Annotated in this window: 13 protein-coding genes; 7 read left to right on the top strand and 6 right to left on the bottom strand. The window is 78.5% G+C overall.

What is annotated here, in order from left to right:
- Positions 1-128 precede the first annotated feature (128 nt).
- Complete coding sequence (locus ACFO3M_RS20040) at positions 129-815, top strand: hemerythrin domain-containing protein (RefSeq protein WP_387993080.1); 687 nt, start codon at positions 129-131, stop codon at positions 813-815.
- Here the strand turns inward: ACFO3M_RS20040 and ACFO3M_RS20035 are convergent.
- The gene (locus ACFO3M_RS20035; protein WP_387993077.1) at positions 790-3,090 is read right to left on the bottom strand and encodes an ATP-binding protein; all 2,301 of its coding nucleotides are present in this window, start codon (positions 3,088-3,090) and stop codon (positions 790-792) included. The two genes, ACFO3M_RS20040 and ACFO3M_RS20035, sit on opposite strands and share 26 nt — an antisense overlap.
- A 73-nt stretch (positions 3,091-3,163) precedes the next feature.
- Between ACFO3M_RS20035 and ACFO3M_RS20030 the strand changes: the two genes are divergently transcribed.
- The 3 genes from ACFO3M_RS20030 to ACFO3M_RS20020 all read left to right on the top strand — a co-directional run bounded on the left by ACFO3M_RS20030 (position 3,164) and on the right by ACFO3M_RS20020 (position 6,488).
- A complete protein-coding gene (locus ACFO3M_RS20030; protein ID WP_387993074.1) occupies positions 3,164-3,811 on the top strand; it encodes a hypothetical protein in 648 nt (215 codons plus the stop codon).
- A 59-nt stretch (positions 3,812-3,870) separates the two neighbouring features.
- A complete protein-coding gene (locus tag ACFO3M_RS20025; RefSeq protein WP_387993072.1) occupies positions 3,871-4,869 on the top strand; it encodes an Acg family FMN-binding oxidoreductase in 999 nt (332 codons plus the stop codon).
- Positions 4,870-4,946: 77 nt separating this feature from the next.
- Positions 4,947-6,488 carry an APC family permease gene (locus ACFO3M_RS20020; protein ID WP_387993069.1) on the top strand — a complete coding sequence of 514 codons (1,542 nt, stop codon included), beginning with the start codon at positions 4,947-4,949 and terminating at the stop codon, positions 6,486-6,488.
- On the opposite strand, the gene ACFO3M_RS20015 is transcribed toward ACFO3M_RS20020, so the two are convergent.
- Complete coding sequence (locus ACFO3M_RS20015; RefSeq protein WP_387993067.1) at positions 6,454-7,662, bottom strand: lycopene cyclase family protein; 1,209 nt, start codon at positions 7,660-7,662, stop codon at positions 6,454-6,456. The genes ACFO3M_RS20020 and ACFO3M_RS20015 overlap by 35 nt on opposite strands.
- A gap of 110 nt (positions 7,663-7,772) precedes the next feature.
- On the opposite strand from ACFO3M_RS20015, the gene ACFO3M_RS20010 reads away from it, so the two are divergent.
- Positions 7,773-8,459 (top strand): dienelactone hydrolase family protein, encoded by a 687-nt coding sequence (locus tag ACFO3M_RS20010; protein WP_387993065.1) that lies wholly within the window; start codon positions 7,773-7,775, stop codon positions 8,457-8,459.
- On the opposite strand, the gene ACFO3M_RS20005 is transcribed toward ACFO3M_RS20010, so the two are convergent.
- From ACFO3M_RS20005 to ACFO3M_RS19995, 3 genes are all read right to left on the bottom strand, one after another.
- Complete coding sequence (locus tag ACFO3M_RS20005) at positions 8,435-8,818, bottom strand: YchJ family protein (protein ID WP_387993062.1); 384 nt, start codon at positions 8,816-8,818, stop codon at positions 8,435-8,437. The genes ACFO3M_RS20010 and ACFO3M_RS20005 overlap by 25 nt on opposite strands.
- A gap of 4 nt (positions 8,819-8,822) precedes the next feature.
- Positions 8,823-10,472, bottom strand: coding sequence for a glycoside hydrolase family 13 protein (locus ACFO3M_RS20000; protein ID WP_387993060.1), 1,650 nt, complete (start codon positions 10,470-10,472; stop codon positions 8,823-8,825).
- Positions 10,473-10,929: 457 nt separating this feature from the next.
- A complete protein-coding gene (locus ACFO3M_RS19995) occupies positions 10,930-11,163 on the bottom strand; it encodes a hypothetical protein (protein ID WP_387993057.1) in 234 nt (77 codons plus the stop codon).
- A gap of 149 nt (positions 11,164-11,312) precedes the next feature.
- On the opposite strand from ACFO3M_RS19995, the gene ACFO3M_RS19990 reads away from it, so the two are divergent.
- Together ACFO3M_RS19990 and ACFO3M_RS19985 are read left to right on the top strand one after the other, a co-directional pair.
- Positions 11,313-12,341, top strand: coding sequence for an LLM class flavin-dependent oxidoreductase (locus tag ACFO3M_RS19990; protein WP_387993055.1), 1,029 nt, complete (start codon positions 11,313-11,315; stop codon positions 12,339-12,341).
- 75 nt (positions 12,342-12,416) lie between these two features.
- The gene (locus ACFO3M_RS19985; RefSeq protein WP_387993053.1) at positions 12,417-12,704 is read left to right on the top strand and encodes a PspC domain-containing protein; all 288 of its coding nucleotides are present in this window, start codon (positions 12,417-12,419) and stop codon (positions 12,702-12,704) included.
- Between the two features lie 7 nt (positions 12,705-12,711).
- Here the strand turns inward: ACFO3M_RS19985 and ACFO3M_RS19980 are convergent.
- Positions 12,712-14,299: LuxR C-terminal-related transcriptional regulator (locus ACFO3M_RS19980; RefSeq protein WP_387993051.1), on the bottom strand; the 1,588-nt coding region annotated here is incomplete at its 5' end.

Genomic DNA, 14,299 nt, shown 5'->3' with positions numbered 1-14,299 from the left:
CAGCGCCGGACCGCGGCGTCCCACCGGGGACGGGAACGGGCCGCCCGGGTCCACCGGTCCGGACCGTGGGAGTGGTGTGGGGGCGCTGTGGGTGGGACGCGCGCGGCGGCGCCGACAGGCTCGCCGTCATGACGAACACCGCCTCCACCGCACCCGGCCGCACCGCCGTCCCGATGGCCGACGTCCGCGACATGTACGTCGTCCACCGCGCCTTCCGTCGCGAGTTCGGCCTGCTCCCCGGGCTCGTGCGCGCCGTCGAGCCGGGCGACACCGCCCGCGCCGCCGTCCTCGCCCGGCACGCCCGGATGGTGCTGCTCGGCCTCCACCTGCACCACACCGCCGAGGACGACCTGCTGTGGCCGAGGCTGCTCGAGCGCTGTCCGCCCGACGCCGCCGTCGTCCACCGCATGGAGGCCCAGCACTCCGAGGTGGAGCGGCTGATCGGCGCCCTCGGCCCGGCGCTGGACCGCTGGGAGGTGGAGGCCCGGCCGGCGGTGGCCGAGGAGGTGGCGTCCACCGTCGAGGCGCTGGGCGCCGTCCTGGCCGGGCACCTGGCCGAGGAGGAGCGCGAGATCCTGCCGCTGGCGCAGCGGCACGTCACGCAGGCGGAGTGGGCGCAGCTCGGCGAGCACGGCAAGGGCGAGATGTCGGTGCGGGACCTGCCGCTGCTGTTCGGCGCGCTGCTGGAGGAGTGCGACCCCGACGAGCGGGCGATGATGCTGCAGGTCGTCCCGTTCCCGGTCCGGGTGCTGCTGCGCACGGTCTTCGCGCGCCGGTACCGCCGCTACGTCAGCGCGGTCCGCGGGCCCGCCTGATCGCCCCCACCAGGGCCGGGACGTCCTCCGGGCGCAGCAGCCGGCCGGCGTCCCAGGCCCGGGCGAACGCCTCCTCGCCGAGCGCCGCCCGCACCGCCGGCAGCTCCTGGGCGGCCAGCGCGACGTCGGGCGGGAACGCCACCGCCACCGCCGCCGCCTCCGCCGTCGCCGACCCCGCCGCGAACAGCTGCGCCGCGAGCTCGGGCAGCCCGCGGGAGGCGGCGACGGCGGCCAGCCCGGGCAGCGTGTAGGCCAGCGTCCACGAGGTGCGGACCTCCGCGGCGAGGTCGGCCGCCTCCGCCCACCGGTCGAGGGCGCCGTCCTCGTCGCCGGCGAGCGCGGCCAGGGAGGCCTGCACGTTGAGCAGCGTCGCCAGGCTGAACGGGCTGCCGAGCCCGCGGGCCAGCCGCTCGGCGTCGGCCAGCGTCGCCGTCCCGGCGGCGAGGTCGCCCGCCTGGAGCAGCAGCTGCCCCTGCGCGACGACGGCGTGCACCCGCGCCCACGCCTCCCCGGTCTCCCCGGCCAGCCGCAGCGCCTCGGCCAGGTCGCGCCCGGCGGCGGCGAGGTCGCCGCGGAACACCGCGGCCGAGCCGGTGAGCACCAGCGCCAGGGCGCGCGGGCCGTCGCCGCCGGCGGCCGCGGCGGCCTCCGCCGCCCCGGCCGCCGCCTCCGCCGTGCCGGGGACGTCACCGGCCGCGTGGCGCAGCGCGGCGAGTCCGAGCAGCAGCCGGGCGTCGTCGACCGGGTCCAGACCGGTGCGGTCGACCCGGGCGACCCAGCCCAGGCCCTCGGCGACGTCGCCGCGCACCGCCCAGTACAGCCAGGTCGCCCGCAGGAGCCGGGCGGCGTCGGCGGACCGCCCGGCGGCCACCAGCCGGCCGAGCGCCGCGCTCAGGTTGCCGTGGTCGCGCTCCAGCCGGTCCAGCCAGGCGCCCTGCTCGGGCCCGGTCAGCCCGGCCTCCGCGCCGGCGGCGAGGTCGACGACGGCGGCCGTCGCGCGGTCGGCGGCCGGCTCGGTCTCCCCGGCGTCGGCCAGCCGTGCGGCGGCGTACTGCCGCACCGGCTCCAGCAGCCGGTAGCGGGCCTCGGGCCCGTCCTCGGCGACGACGAGGGACTGCTCGACCAGGCCGCCCAGGGCGGGCAGCACGTCGGGGACGCCGGCCACCGCCTGCGCGGCGTCGAGGGAGAAACCGCCGGCGAGCACCGCCAGCCGGCGCAGGAGCTGCTGCTCGGCGGCGGTCAGCAGGTCGTGGCTCCAGTCCAGCGCGGCCCGCATCGTGCGCTGCCGCTCGGGCAGGTCCCGGGCGCCGCCGGACCCGAGTGCCTCGTCCAGCCGACCGAGCAGCGCGGCCGGCGGCAGGTAGCGCGCGTGCGCGGCGGCCAGCTCCAGGGCCAGGGGCAGCCCGTCGAGGCGCCGGCAGATCGCGGCGACGTCGGCGGCCGTGGCGCCGGTGAGGACGACCGGGCGCCCGGCGGCCGCTGCCCGGTCGAGGAACACCTGGGCGGCGGGGGAGGCGGCCACGGCCGCCGCGCCGGTGCCCGCCGGCAGCGGGAGGGGGGCGAGCGGGCGCTCCCGCTCCGCCCGCACCCGCAGCGGCGCCCGGCTGGTGGCCAGCACCGCCAGGCCAGGGCAGCGCCCGAGCAGGCCGGCGACCTCCGGCGCGGCGTCGAGCACGTGCTCGACGTTGTCGAGGACGACGAGGTGGCGCCGGTCCCCGATCCGGGCGGCCACCGCGTCAGCGACCGGCCCGGCCAGCTGACGGCCGCCGAGCGCGCGGGCCAGCGTGGGCAGCACCAGCCGCGCCTCGCGCACCGGGGCGAGCTCGACGACCGTCACCCCGTCGGGGAACGCGGCCGCCACCTCCCGGGCCACCGCCAGCGCCAGCGTCGTCTTGCCCACCCCGCCGGGCCCGGTGAGCGTGACCAGCCGGGCGGTGCCCGACCGCAGCAGCCCGGCGACCTCGGCGACGTCGCCCTCGCGGCCGAACACCGGCGCCGCGGGCGGCGGGAGGGAGTCCGCCGCGGCCCCGCCGCCGGCCGCGAGGGCGGCGGCGGTCAGGGCGGTGCGGACGGCGGCGTCGACGCCGAGGGCGTCGGCGAGCGCGCGCACGGTGTGCGGGTGGGGGCGGCGCCGCTCGCCCCGCTCCAGGGCGCTGACCGCCTTGGCGGTGAGCCCCGACCGGGCGGCGAGCTCCTCCTGGGTGAGGGCGGCCGCCGTCCGCCAGCGGCGCAGCAGCGCCGCCACGGGGCCGGGGTCGGACGGAGGGGCGCTCACCGGCCGGGAGGGTAGCGGCGGCCGGGACCTCCGGCCCTACGGAACGCGCGCGTCCGCTCGGCACGCTGCCCCGGTGACCACCCCGACCGCGCTGTGGCGGCGCTGGCTGCTCGCCGTCACCGCCGGCGAGGCGCTCGGGTTCCTGGTGCCGGTGACGGCGGTGCTGCTGGGCGCCGGCGACCTGCCCGGCCCGGCCGCCCTCGTGGTGCTCCTGGCCGCCGGAGCCGCCGAGGGCGCGCTGCTCGGCGCGGCGCAGGCCGCCGTGCTCGCCGGCGTGCTGCCCGGCCTGTCCCGGCGCGACTGGACGCTGCGCACCGCCGCGGCCGCCGTCGTGGCGTGGTCCCTCGGGATGGCGCCGAGCACCTGGGCCGCCGCGGTCCCCGGCGGGCCGCTCGCCGTGCGGGTGCCCCTGGCGCTGCTCGCGGCGGCGCTGCTGCTCACCGTCGTCGGCGCCGCCCAGTGGACGGTGCTGCGCCGGCACGTGCCCCGCGCCGGCCGCTGGATCGCCTGCACCGCGCTGGCCTGGCTCGCCGGCCTGCTCGTGTTCACCGCCGTCACCACGCCGCTGTGGCGGCCGGGGCAGGCCCCGGTGCCGGTCGCCGCGATCGGCGTCCTCGGCGGCCTCGCGATGGCCCTGACGAGGGCGGCGGTCACCGGCCGCGGCGTCGTCGTCCTCCTCGCCGGGCGGCTCCGGCGGGCTCCCGCGGTTGGCGCGGTGTGACCTGCGGGGACGGGGTAGGCAGGTCCTGCACGGGACGCACGGACGACGGGAGGACGACGGTGGACCAGCAGGAGTGGACGCGTGTGGTGGAGGCCGCCACCCGGGCCCCGTCGATCCACAACACGCAGCCGTGGCGGTTCACCGCGTCCGGCGACCGGCTGGCGGTCCGCACCGATCCCGGTCGGGCGCTGCAGGCCCTCGACCCCAGCGGCCGGCAGCGGGTGGTCAGCTGCGGCGTCGCCGTCGAGTTCGCCGTCGTCGCGCTCGCGGCCGCCGGGCACGACACCGCCGTCGAGGAGCTGCCCGACCCGGCCGACCCCGACCTGCTGGCGGTCCTTACCGTCACCGGCGGCCGCACCCCGGACGACGCCGACCGGGCCCTGGCCGACGCCATCGGCGCCCGGCACACCGAGCGGGCGCCGTTCCTGCCGCAGGCCGTCCCGGCCGAGGTCGTCGACCGGCTGCAGGCCACCGCAGGGGGGTTCCGCGTCTGGGTGAAGCGGATCAGCGGGGAGGACGAGGAGGTCACCACGACCTTCCTGCTGTCCCGCGCCGAGGAGGTCGAGCAGCGCGAGCCCGAGTACCTCGCCGAGCTGCAGCGGTGGATGCGCACCGACCCGGCCGCACCCGACGGCATCCCGGTCGGGGCGGTGCCGGGGGAGGACCCGGCGACCCGGCCGTCGAACTGGCTGGTCCGCGACTTCGTGGTGGGCTCGCGCACCGGTGAGCGGCCCCGCGACCTCGACCCCGACGCGCCGCCGCCGGACGTCGAGCGCCCCACCGTGCTGCTCCTGGGCACCGACGGCGACGACCGGCAGGCCTGGCTCACCGCCGGGCGGGCGCTCGGCCGGGTGCTGCTCGAGGTGACCGCGGCCGGGCTCGCGGCCTCCCCGCTGACCCAGGCGCTGGACTGGCCGGCCACCCGCGCGCAGCTGCGCTCGCGGCTGTCGCTGGTCGGCCACCCGCAGATGCTGATGCGGCTGGGGTACCCGTCCGGGGACCGCAGCCCGTCCACCAACCGCCGGCCGGTCGCGGAGGTGCTCACCTTCGGCGGATGACCTCCCGGGTCGCCGGGGACCCCGCCGTCGGCCACAGTGGGGCCGCCCGCCCGCACCTCCCACCCGGAAGGCCCCCCGTGCGCCCCACCGACGACGGCGAACCCCAGCTCGCGGAGTTCGGCTACCGGCAGCACCTGGACCGCAGCATCGGCCGGTTCTCCAGCTTCGCCGCCGGCGTCAGCTACATCTCGATCCTCACCGGGACGTTCCAGCTCTTCTACTTCGGTTTCGGCGCCGGCGGCCCGGCCTACGTGTGGTCGTGGCCGATGGTGTTCGCCGGGCAGCTCATGGTGGCGCTGTGCTTCGCCGAGCTCGCCGCCCGCTACCCGGTGGCCGGGTCGCTCTACAACTGGACCAAGCGCCTCGGCAGCGCGACGACGTCGTGGCTGGCCGGCTGGGTGATGCTCACCGCCTCGGTCGTGACCCTCGCCGCGACCGCGCTGGCCTACCAGATCACGCTGCCCCAGCTGTGGTCGGGCTTCCAGCTGGTCGGCGACGGCACCGGCACCTACGACGTCGCCGTCAACGCCGTCGTGCTGGGCGGCCTGCTGATCACGTTCACCACGCTGGTCAACGCGTTCGGCGTGCGGCTGATGGCCCGCATCAACAGCGCCGGGGTGTTCATCGAGCTGGTGGCCGCGGTGCTGATCGTCGTCGTCCTGGCCGTCGCGCTCACCCGCGGGCCGCAGGACGTGCTGTTCGACACCGGCGGCCGGGGCGAGGGCCAGTCGCTGGGCTACCTCGGCGCGTTCCTCGTCGCGGCGCTCGCGTCGGGCTACGTCATGTACGGCTTCGACACCGCCAGCTCGCTCGGCGAGGAGACGGTCGACCCGGGCCGCACCGCGCCGCGGGCGATCCTGCGGGCGATCACCGCGTCCTTCGTGCTCGGCGGGCTGATCCTGCTGTTCGGGCTGATGGCCGCCCCCGACCTCACCGACCCGCAGCTGGCCTCCAGCAGCGGGGGGCTGCAGTACGTCCTGCTGTCGGTGGCCGGCACCGGCCTCGGGAAGGCGTTCCTCGTCTGCATCGTCGTCGCGGTCACCGTCTGCTGCCTCGCGGTGCACACCGCGGCCATCCGGATGACCTTCGCCATGGCCCGCGACAACGCGCTGCCGGCCTCCGCCCGGCTCGCGCACGTCGACCCGCGGCGGCGCACGCCCGTGGTGCCCGCGGTCCTGGTCGGCCTGCTCGCCGTCGGCGTGCTGCTGCTCAACGTGCGCCAGCCGCAGGTGTTCACCGCGCTCACCAGCATCGCCGTGGTGATGATCTACCTGGCCTACCTGCTGGTGACCGGCCCCATGCTGGTCGCCCGGCTGCGCGGGCGCTGGCCCCGGCCGGCGCCGGGCCGGTTCTCCCTGGGCCGCCTCGGCCTGCCGGTCAACGTGCTCGCGGTGCTGTGGGGCGCCGGGATGGCGGTCAACCTGGCCTGGCCGCGGCGGGAGGTCTACAACGCCACCGGCGAGCCGCACTGGTACCTGCAGTGGGCCGCGCCGGTGTTCATCGGGGCGATCGTCGCCGTCGGCCTGGCGTGGTACCTGCTGCGCCAGCGGCGGCGCACCGGCGTGCTGCCCGAGCACGCCGCCGTCATCGACCCGACGCCGCCACCCACCCCCGCCTGAGACCGCGGGCCGAGCCGGCGGCCACCCCGCGCAGCAGCCGCACCCGCTGCGGCCCGGGCAGCGCGGCGAACACCCGGGCCATCGCCGCGGCGATGGCGGCCGGCGGCGAGCCGACGTCCAGGTAGCCCGCCCAGGCCCGCTCGGGCAGCGCGAAGAACGCGGCGAAGAAGGCGTCGGTGGCGCGGGTGTCCAGCGGCAGCAGCACCTCCAGGCCCAGGCCCAGCAGCGCGGCCGTCGTCCGGGGCCGGGCCCGCCGCACCACCGCGCGCGCGTCCCCGCCGGCCGCGAGCGCGGCCGCCACCCGCGGGCCCAGCCGCAGCGAGGACGCGACGCTGTAGCCGGTGGCCGGGTGCACCAGCCCCGCGGACGCGCCGAGCGGGATCCCCGGGCCGGCGGCCCGCGGCCGGGCGTCCAGGGGGATCGCCACCCGCTCGGGCTCGCCGGCCGGGCGCAGGCCGCGGGCGGCGAGGAACCGGTCCAGCCGCGCCCGCAGGTCCGGCAGTGGCACCGGCGGGCGGGCGGCCAGCGAGGTCGCCTCCAGCAGCACGGTGCCGTCGTCGAGGGTCAGGCCGTAGAGGAACGCCGGCAGCGCGGCGGGGTCGGCCAGGGCCGTCCAGTCCATGAGCAGCGCCCCGCCGGGCGGGACGACGTCGTCCACGGGGCCGCTCACCACCTCGCCCCAGGCGCGCTGCTGTGCCGTCCCCGGGCCGCCGCCGCGCGCGTCGAGGACCGTGCGGGCGGCCAGCCGGCGCCCGTCGGCGAGGACGGCGACCTCCCCGGCTCCGGCCTCCCCGGCTCCGGCCTCCCCGGCCTCCACCGCCGCCACCCGGCCGGTCACCACCTCGCCGCCGCCGGCGCGCAGCCGGTCGAGCAGGGCGGCGGTGACGACGTCGTTGCGCAGCCGCGCGTAGCCGCGGGCCAGCCGCCGCTCGCCGCCGGCCGCGGTGCGCACGACGGTGGGGGAGTACCCGGCCGCGACGGCGGCCGGGTCGAGCCCGAGCGGGGCGGCCGCGGCCGCCAGCTCGTCGGCCCACAGGCAGTAGGTGGCCGGCCACGGGCGGGCCGCCGGGGCCACCAGCACCGTCCGCAGCCCCGCGGCGGCGCAGGCGGCGGCCGCCGACAGCCCGGCCGGCCCGGCCCCGGCGACGACGACGTCGGCAGCGGGCGGGGGCACCGCGGCAGACCACCACACCGGCCCGCTCCCCGCCACACCCGGCCGGGACCCGCGCGTCGGCCCGGTCCCCGCCGGGTACCCGGGAGCCGAGCGTCCGGGGAGGGACGGCCATGCCTGCTGGGGTGCCCGGTGAGGTCCCCGTCGAGGTGCCGGCACCCGGGGCGGCGCTGGCCGGTGACCTCGCCGTGCCGCCCGCCGCCCGGGGCGTGGTGCTGTTCGCCCACGGCAGCGGCAGCAGCCGGCACAGCCCGCGCAACCGGCAGGTGGCCGCCGCGCTGCAGCGGGCGGGGTGGGCCACCCTGCTGCTGGACCTGCTCACGCCCGCGGAGGAGGAGGTCGACACCCGCACCCGCGAGCTGCGCTTCGACGTCGGGCTGCTGGCCGGCCGACTGACCGCGGCCGCCGACCTGCTCGACCGCGCGGAGGCGACCGCCGGCCTGCCCCTGGCCCTGTTCGGCGCGAGCACGGGGGCGGCCGCGGCCCTCCTCACCGCCGCCGACCGGCCCGGCCGGGTGGGAGCGGTGGTGTCGCGCGGCGGCCGGCCGGACCTGGCCGGGGCGGCGCTGGCCCGGGTGCGGGCGCCGACGCTGCTCGTCGTCGGCGGTGCCGACGAGCGGGTGCTCGCGCTCAACCGGGACGCCGCCGCGCGGCTGGGCGGGCCGTCCGGGCTGGCCGTCGTCCCCGGGGCGACACACCTGTTCCCCGAGCCCGGCGCGCTGGAGCAGGTCGTCGACCGCACCCTCGGCTGGCTGGACCGCTGGTTGCCGGGGTCTCAGGCGGGGTCGCCGTCCACGTAGAGCCAGCGGCCGCCGACGCGGCGGAACCGGCTGTGCTCGGCCTGCACGTGCTCCCGCCCGCCGGCGCGCGAGTGCGCGCGGAAGGTCACCGTGCCCTCGGCGTCGAACAGGCCGCCGCCGGTGGTGGCCAGCACCTCCAGCCCGGTCCAGCGCACCGCCGGGTCCAGGGTCAGCGACCGCGGCCGGGTGGCCGGGTCCCACGTCTCCTGCAGGTGGGCGGCGTCCCCGACGGCGAAGGCGCTGTAGCGCGAGCGCATCAGCTGCTCGGCGGTGGCCGCGGCCGCCGTCCCGTCGTGGAGGCGGCCGCAGCACTCCGCGTAGGCCAGGCCGGTGCCGCAGGGGCAGCGCTCCGGGCTCACGCCCTCAGTCCTCAGCGATCCAGACGGCCGTGTCCGGCGGCAGCGCCACCGACCGGGCGGACGTGTGCACGCCCGGACCGGACTCGAGCAGCACCCGGCCGCGCGAGCGGACCAGCGCGGTGTCGGCGCCCATGTTGACCACGCAGCGGACGGTGCGCCCGCCGCCGGTGCAGCGCACGGTGAGGACGTGGCCGCGGGTGCTCACGGTGGCCTCGCCGGTGCCCAGCGCCGGGTGCTCGGCGCGGACGGCCAGCGCCTGCCGGTAGAGGTGCAGCACCGAGCCGGACTCGCGGGTCTGCCGGGAGACGGCGTGCCGCTTCCACTCCGCGGGCACCGGCAGCCACGGCTTCGCGGAGCGGTCGCGGGAGAAGCCGACGCCGGTGGTGGCGTTCCACGGCATCGGGACGCGGCAGCCGTCGCGGCCGGCGCGCTCGCCGCCGCTGCGGAAGAAGATCGGGTCCTGCTTGGCCTCGTCGGGGACGTGCGCCTGCGGCAGGCCGAGCTCGTCGCCGGCGTAGACGTAGGCCGAGCCGGGCAGGGACAGCAGCAGCAGCGCCGCGGCGCGCGCCCGGGCCAGGCCCGTCCCGCCGCCGCCGAAGCGGGTGACCATGCGGTCCTTGTCGTGGTTGCCGAGGACCCACGACACCGGCGCGCCCACCCGCCCGAAGGCCTCGAGCGCGCTGCCGATCGCCTCGGCGAAGGCCGGGGTGTCCCACGCCGACTTCAGCAGCCGGAACGACAGCGACTGGTGCAGCTCGTCGGGCCGCGAGTAGAGGGCGACCTCGTCGAGGTCGGCCAGGCAGACCTCACCGACCAGCATGGTGTCCGGGTACTCGTCGCAGACCGCCCGCCAGCGGCGCCACACGTCGTGCACCTCGGGCTGGTTCCACGTCATGGCCTGCTCGGGGCCGTGGCCGAACAGGGTGGGGGAGTACTCGCCGGGGTTGTCGCGCAGGCCGGCGTCCTTGTACAGCCCGTAGGCGACGTCGACGCGGAAGCCGCTCACCCCGCGGTCGAGCCAGAAGCGCAGGGTCCGCTCGAAGTCCTCGGCCACGACCGGGTCGCGCCAGTTGAGGTCGGGCTGCTCGGGGGCGAACAGGTGCAGGTACCAGCGGCCGTCCGGGGTGCGCGACCAGGCCGGCCCGCCGAACAGCGAGCGCCAGTTGTTCGGCGGCTCCTCCGACGGCGGCGCGAAGTGGTAGCGGGAGGCCTCGGGGCAGTCGGGGTCGGCCAGCGCCGCCTGGAACCAGGGGTGCCGGTCGGAGGTGTGGTTGGGGACGACGTCGAGCACGACGCGCAGGCCCAGCCGGCGCGCGTCGGCGACCAGCGCCTCGACGTCGGACACGTCGCCGTACTCGGGGTCCACCGCCCGGTAGTCGACGACGTCGTAGCCGCCGTCGGCGCCGCCCGAGGGGTAGTGCGGGTTGATCCACAGCGCGTCGACGCCGAGCCACGACAGGTAGGGCAGGCGGGCGCGCAGGCCGGCGAGGTCGCCGATGCCGTCCCCGTTGCCGTCGGCGAACGAGCGCAGGTAGACCTGGTAGACGACGGCCGAGCGCCACCAGGGCTGCTCCTGGGTCGCCGGCGGGGCAACGGGCCGGGACCACGGCTGCTGCGCGGCGGCGGTGCCGGCAGCGACGAGTCGAGCGGACATGCGCCCAGGATCGGCACTCCCCGTGGCCGGGTCGCAGACGCTGGACACCAAAGAGTGCGGTCGTGATCGTCACGTTCCGCCGAACGCGCAGGTACGGGGCACGCAGGGTGTCCTCGCGCACAGCCCGGATGGGGGACCCCCTCCCGGGTGTTGCACCACCCGTCCCACGAGTCACGAGCCGCCGTCAGACCGGCGGCAGGGAGTACCCGCACCATGTCCAGCACCCCGGCTGACCGAGCCGCCTGCTTCCGCCACCCCCGGCACGTCTGGATCGCCAGCTGCCCCGACTGCACCGCCTGGCACCTCGCCGGCCTCCGCGCCGGCGCCGAGGACCGCCCTGCGGCGCCCCGCCCCCGCGCCACGCGCGACGGCCGGGCGACCACCGCCGCCTAGACCCGTGCACGACAGCGCCCCTCCGGCCACGAGGCCGGAGGGGCGCTGTCGTCCACGGGCTCCGCTAGACCTGCCCCTCGTTGTGCGGTTCGATGCTCGCCGACGGGTCCACGCCCTCGTCGGCCGCGGGCTGCACCGGGCCCTCGCCCGGCTCCGACCCGCTGCCCGCCGCGGTGTTGCGCGAGGCCCGGTCCGGGTCCTCCACGTCGGTCGCCGTCGGCGCCTGGCCGATCCGCTTGGCGGCGTCGCCGGTCCCGGTCTCCTCGAGGCCCTGACCCTGGGTGTCTGACTCCGACACGGTCCCTCCATCACTCGGGTGTGCGGTACGGGCCGTGCGGTACCCCCTGTGTCGGGCGGCACGCGCCGGGGGGCTGGTTCACTGCTCGTTGAGCGCTTGACGACCGACCGCTCGACGAGAGGGGCGCCCGCCCCGGGAGGAGGACCGCCGTGCACCTCGGCGTCGACAGCTTCGTGGCGGCGGTGACCGACCCGCGGACGGGCCGGCTCATCGGTCCCGAGGAGCGGATGGCCCACCTGCTCGAGGAGATCGAGCTGGCCGACCGGTCCGGGCTGTACTCCTTCGGCATCGGGGAGCACCACCGCCCCGAGTACTACGACTCCGCGCCGCCGGTCATCCTGGCCGCGGCCGCCGCCCGCACCGAGCGGATCCGGCTGGGCAGCGCCGTCGCGGTGCTGTCGGCCGCCGACCCGGTCCGGGTGTTCCAGCAGTTCGCCACCCTCGACCTCATCAGCCGCGGGCGGACCGACCTGGTCGTCGGCCGCGGGTCGTTCACCGAGGCGTTCCCGCTCTTCGGCCTGTCGCTGGCCGACTACGACGAGCTGTTCGACGAGAAGCTGGACCTGCTGCTGCGCATCCGCGAGTCCGAGCACGTCACCTGGTCCGGCCGGCACCGTCCGGCGCTCACCGGCCAGGGCGTCTACCCGCGCCCGCTGCAGGACCCGCTGCCGATCTGGGTGGGCGTGGGCGGCACCCCGACGTCGTTCGTCCGCGCCGGGCTCCTCGGCCTGCCGCTCATGGTCGCGGTCATCGGGGGCGAGCCCCGGCAGTTCGCGCCGCTGGTCGACCTCTACCGGCAGGCCGGCGCGCAGGCCGGGCACGCCCCCGAGCAGCTGCAGGTGGGCCTGCACGTGTTCGGCTACGTCGCCGACAGCACCCGGGCCGCCGCGGACACGATCTACCCCGGCTGGCACGAGATGTTCACGAAGGTCTCCCGCGAGCGCGGCTTCCGGGCGCCCACCCGCGCCCAGTTCGACGCCACCAGCGGGCCCGACGGCGCCTTCTTCACGGGCGACCCCGACACCGTGGCCGAGAAGCTGCTGCGGATCTCCGCCCAGCTCGGCGGGGTGGACCGGGTCTCCATCCAGATGACCAACCCGCGGCTGGCCCACGAGGACCTGCTGCGCGGCATCGAGCTGCTGGGCACCGAGGTCGCCCCGAAGGTCGCCGCGGGCTGACCAGGGTCGGGTCCGGGTGCGCTCTCCGGGCCTTCCCCGATGTGCCGCGGGGCCCGGCGGCGGGAGCCTGGTGCCATGACGATCCCGACCTCGTACACCGGCAACCGGCCGCCGCTGCGACGCAGCTCCACCGAGCGCATGCTCGGCGGCGTCTGCGGCGGGCTGGCCGCCTACACCGGCGTCGACGCGGTGCTGTGGCGCGCCGCCGCCGTCGCCCTGACCCTCGCCGGCGGCGCCGGCCTGGTGCTCTACGCCGTGCTGTGGGTGCTCACCCCCGCCGAGCCCCTGCCGCCCGGCGAGCAGCCGCGCCCGGTCGACCGGTTCGTCGACCGGCTGGCCGGCCGCCTCGACCGGGCGGGCTGACCCGCCCTCAGCCCGCGGGCGGGAACAGCGCCGCCAGCCCGACGCGCGAGCGCAGCCCGCGCTTGCGGTAGACGCTGCTCAGGTGGTGCTCGACGGTCTTCGGGCTGAGGAACAGCGCCGCGGCGACCTCCGCGTTCGAGGCGCCCCGCGCCGCCAGGACGGCGATCCGCGTCTCCTGCGCGGTGAGGGGCTCCTCGGGCAGCGGCCGGCGCGGGCGCGCGGTCCGCCCGGTGGCGCGCAGCTCGCCCTCGGCGCGCTGCGCCCAGGCCGTGAGGTCCAGCGCGGCGAAGGCGTCGGCCGCCGCGGCGAGCTCCGCCCGCGCCCGCGTCCGCTGACCCGAGCGGCGCAGTCTCGCTCCGAACAGCAGCCGCGTGTGCGGGGTCTCGAAGGGGTCCGGCGCGAGCGCGTGGGCGGCGAGCGCCCCCTCGAACAGCGCCGTCGCGGCGTCGTCGTCCGGGCAGGTCAGCGCCCGGCAGCGGGCCACCAGCGCGGCGGTCGGCGGCAGCGGCGACCGCGACACCCGCTCGTACTCCCCGGCGAGCTCCGCGGCCTCGGCGGCCCGGCCCAGCCCCGTCCACGCCTCGACCAGCAGCGGCGCCACGCCCAGCGGCTCGCCCAGCGCGCCGACCCCGCCGTCGGCGGCCAGCCGCCCCTCCAGCAGCCGGGCCACCGCGGCGAGGTCGCCGCGGCACAGCGCGCAGAACGCCTCGGAGAGGGTCAGGTGCGCCGCGACGGCGGCCGTGCCGGCCCGGGCGACCAGCGCCCGGGCGCGGTCCAGGTGCGCCGCCGCCTCCCCGTGCCGCCCGCGCGCCGCGGCCTCCTCCGCCAGCAGCTCCAGGGCCGGCGCGGCGTCGGCGACGTAGCCCAGCTCCTCGGCGAGCTCGACCGCCTCGCCGGCGTCGGCGTAAGCGCCCGGGTGGTCGCCCAGCAGCTCCGCCCGGCCGTGGGCGGTCATCGACAGGACGGCGACCAGCACCCCCAGGGCCCCGAGCTCCCGGGCCTCGCGCAGGCGGCGCTCCACCACGGGGACGGCGGCCGGCGGGTCGGGCAGCCAGCCCACCGCGAGGACGAGCAGCGGCAGCAGCCGGGGCTCGGCGCGCAGCCCCGGCTCGCCCTCCGCGGTCTCCAGTGCCCGGTGCAGGAGCCGTCGTCCGCGGTCGGGGTCGCCGGCGTGCAGGGCGGCGATCCCGGTGACCCACGCCGCGAGCACCCGCTGCAGGGGGTCGCCGGCGTCCGCGGCGGCCGCGATCCGCCGCGCCGTCGCCCGCATGCCCGTCACGTCACCGAGCCGGTGCTGGACGACGGCGAGGTCGGTGAGCACCCAGGCGGCGGTGCGGCCGGTGGCGAGGTCGGCGGCCGCGCGCAGCAGGTCGCCCGCGGCCGGCACCGAGCCGGTGTCCTGCTCGACCCGGCCCAGGACGTGCAGCACCTCCGCCCGTGCGGCCGCCGGCGCCGCGCCGCGCAGGACGGCACCGGCCAGCGCCCGCGCACGGAAGGCGTCCCCGCCGACGGCGGCGTCCCGGACGGCGACCTTGGTCAGGTCCTCGGCGCGGGCGGCGTCCCCGGCCAGCGCGGCCGCGCGCTCCAGAAGTCGG

The organism is Geodermatophilus arenarius (assembly GCF_042654585.1).
Classification (GTDB): Bacteria; Actinomycetota; Actinomycetes; order Mycobacteriales; family Geodermatophilaceae; genus Geodermatophilus; species Geodermatophilus arenarius.
Note: the sequence above shows the minus strand (reverse complement) of the source record. Positions and strands in the feature narration are given on the sequence as shown.

Excerpts from the sequence above, each read along its gene's own strand:
- ACFO3M_RS20010 (WP_387993065.1), top strand. The coding sequence starts at position 7,773 with ATGCCTGCTGGGGTGCCCGGTGAGGTCCCCGTCGAGGTGCCGGCACCC.
- ACFO3M_RS19985 (WP_387993053.1), top strand. The coding sequence starts at position 12,417 with ATGACGATCCCGACCTCGTACACCGGCAACCGGCCGCCGCTGCGACGC.
- ACFO3M_RS20000 (WP_387993060.1), bottom strand. The coding sequence starts at position 10,472 with ATGTCCGCTCGACTCGTCGCTGCCGGCACCGCCGCCGCGCAGCAGCCG.
- ACFO3M_RS20040 (WP_387993080.1), top strand. The coding sequence starts at position 129 with ATGACGAACACCGCCTCCACCGCACCCGGCCGCACCGCCGTCCCGATG.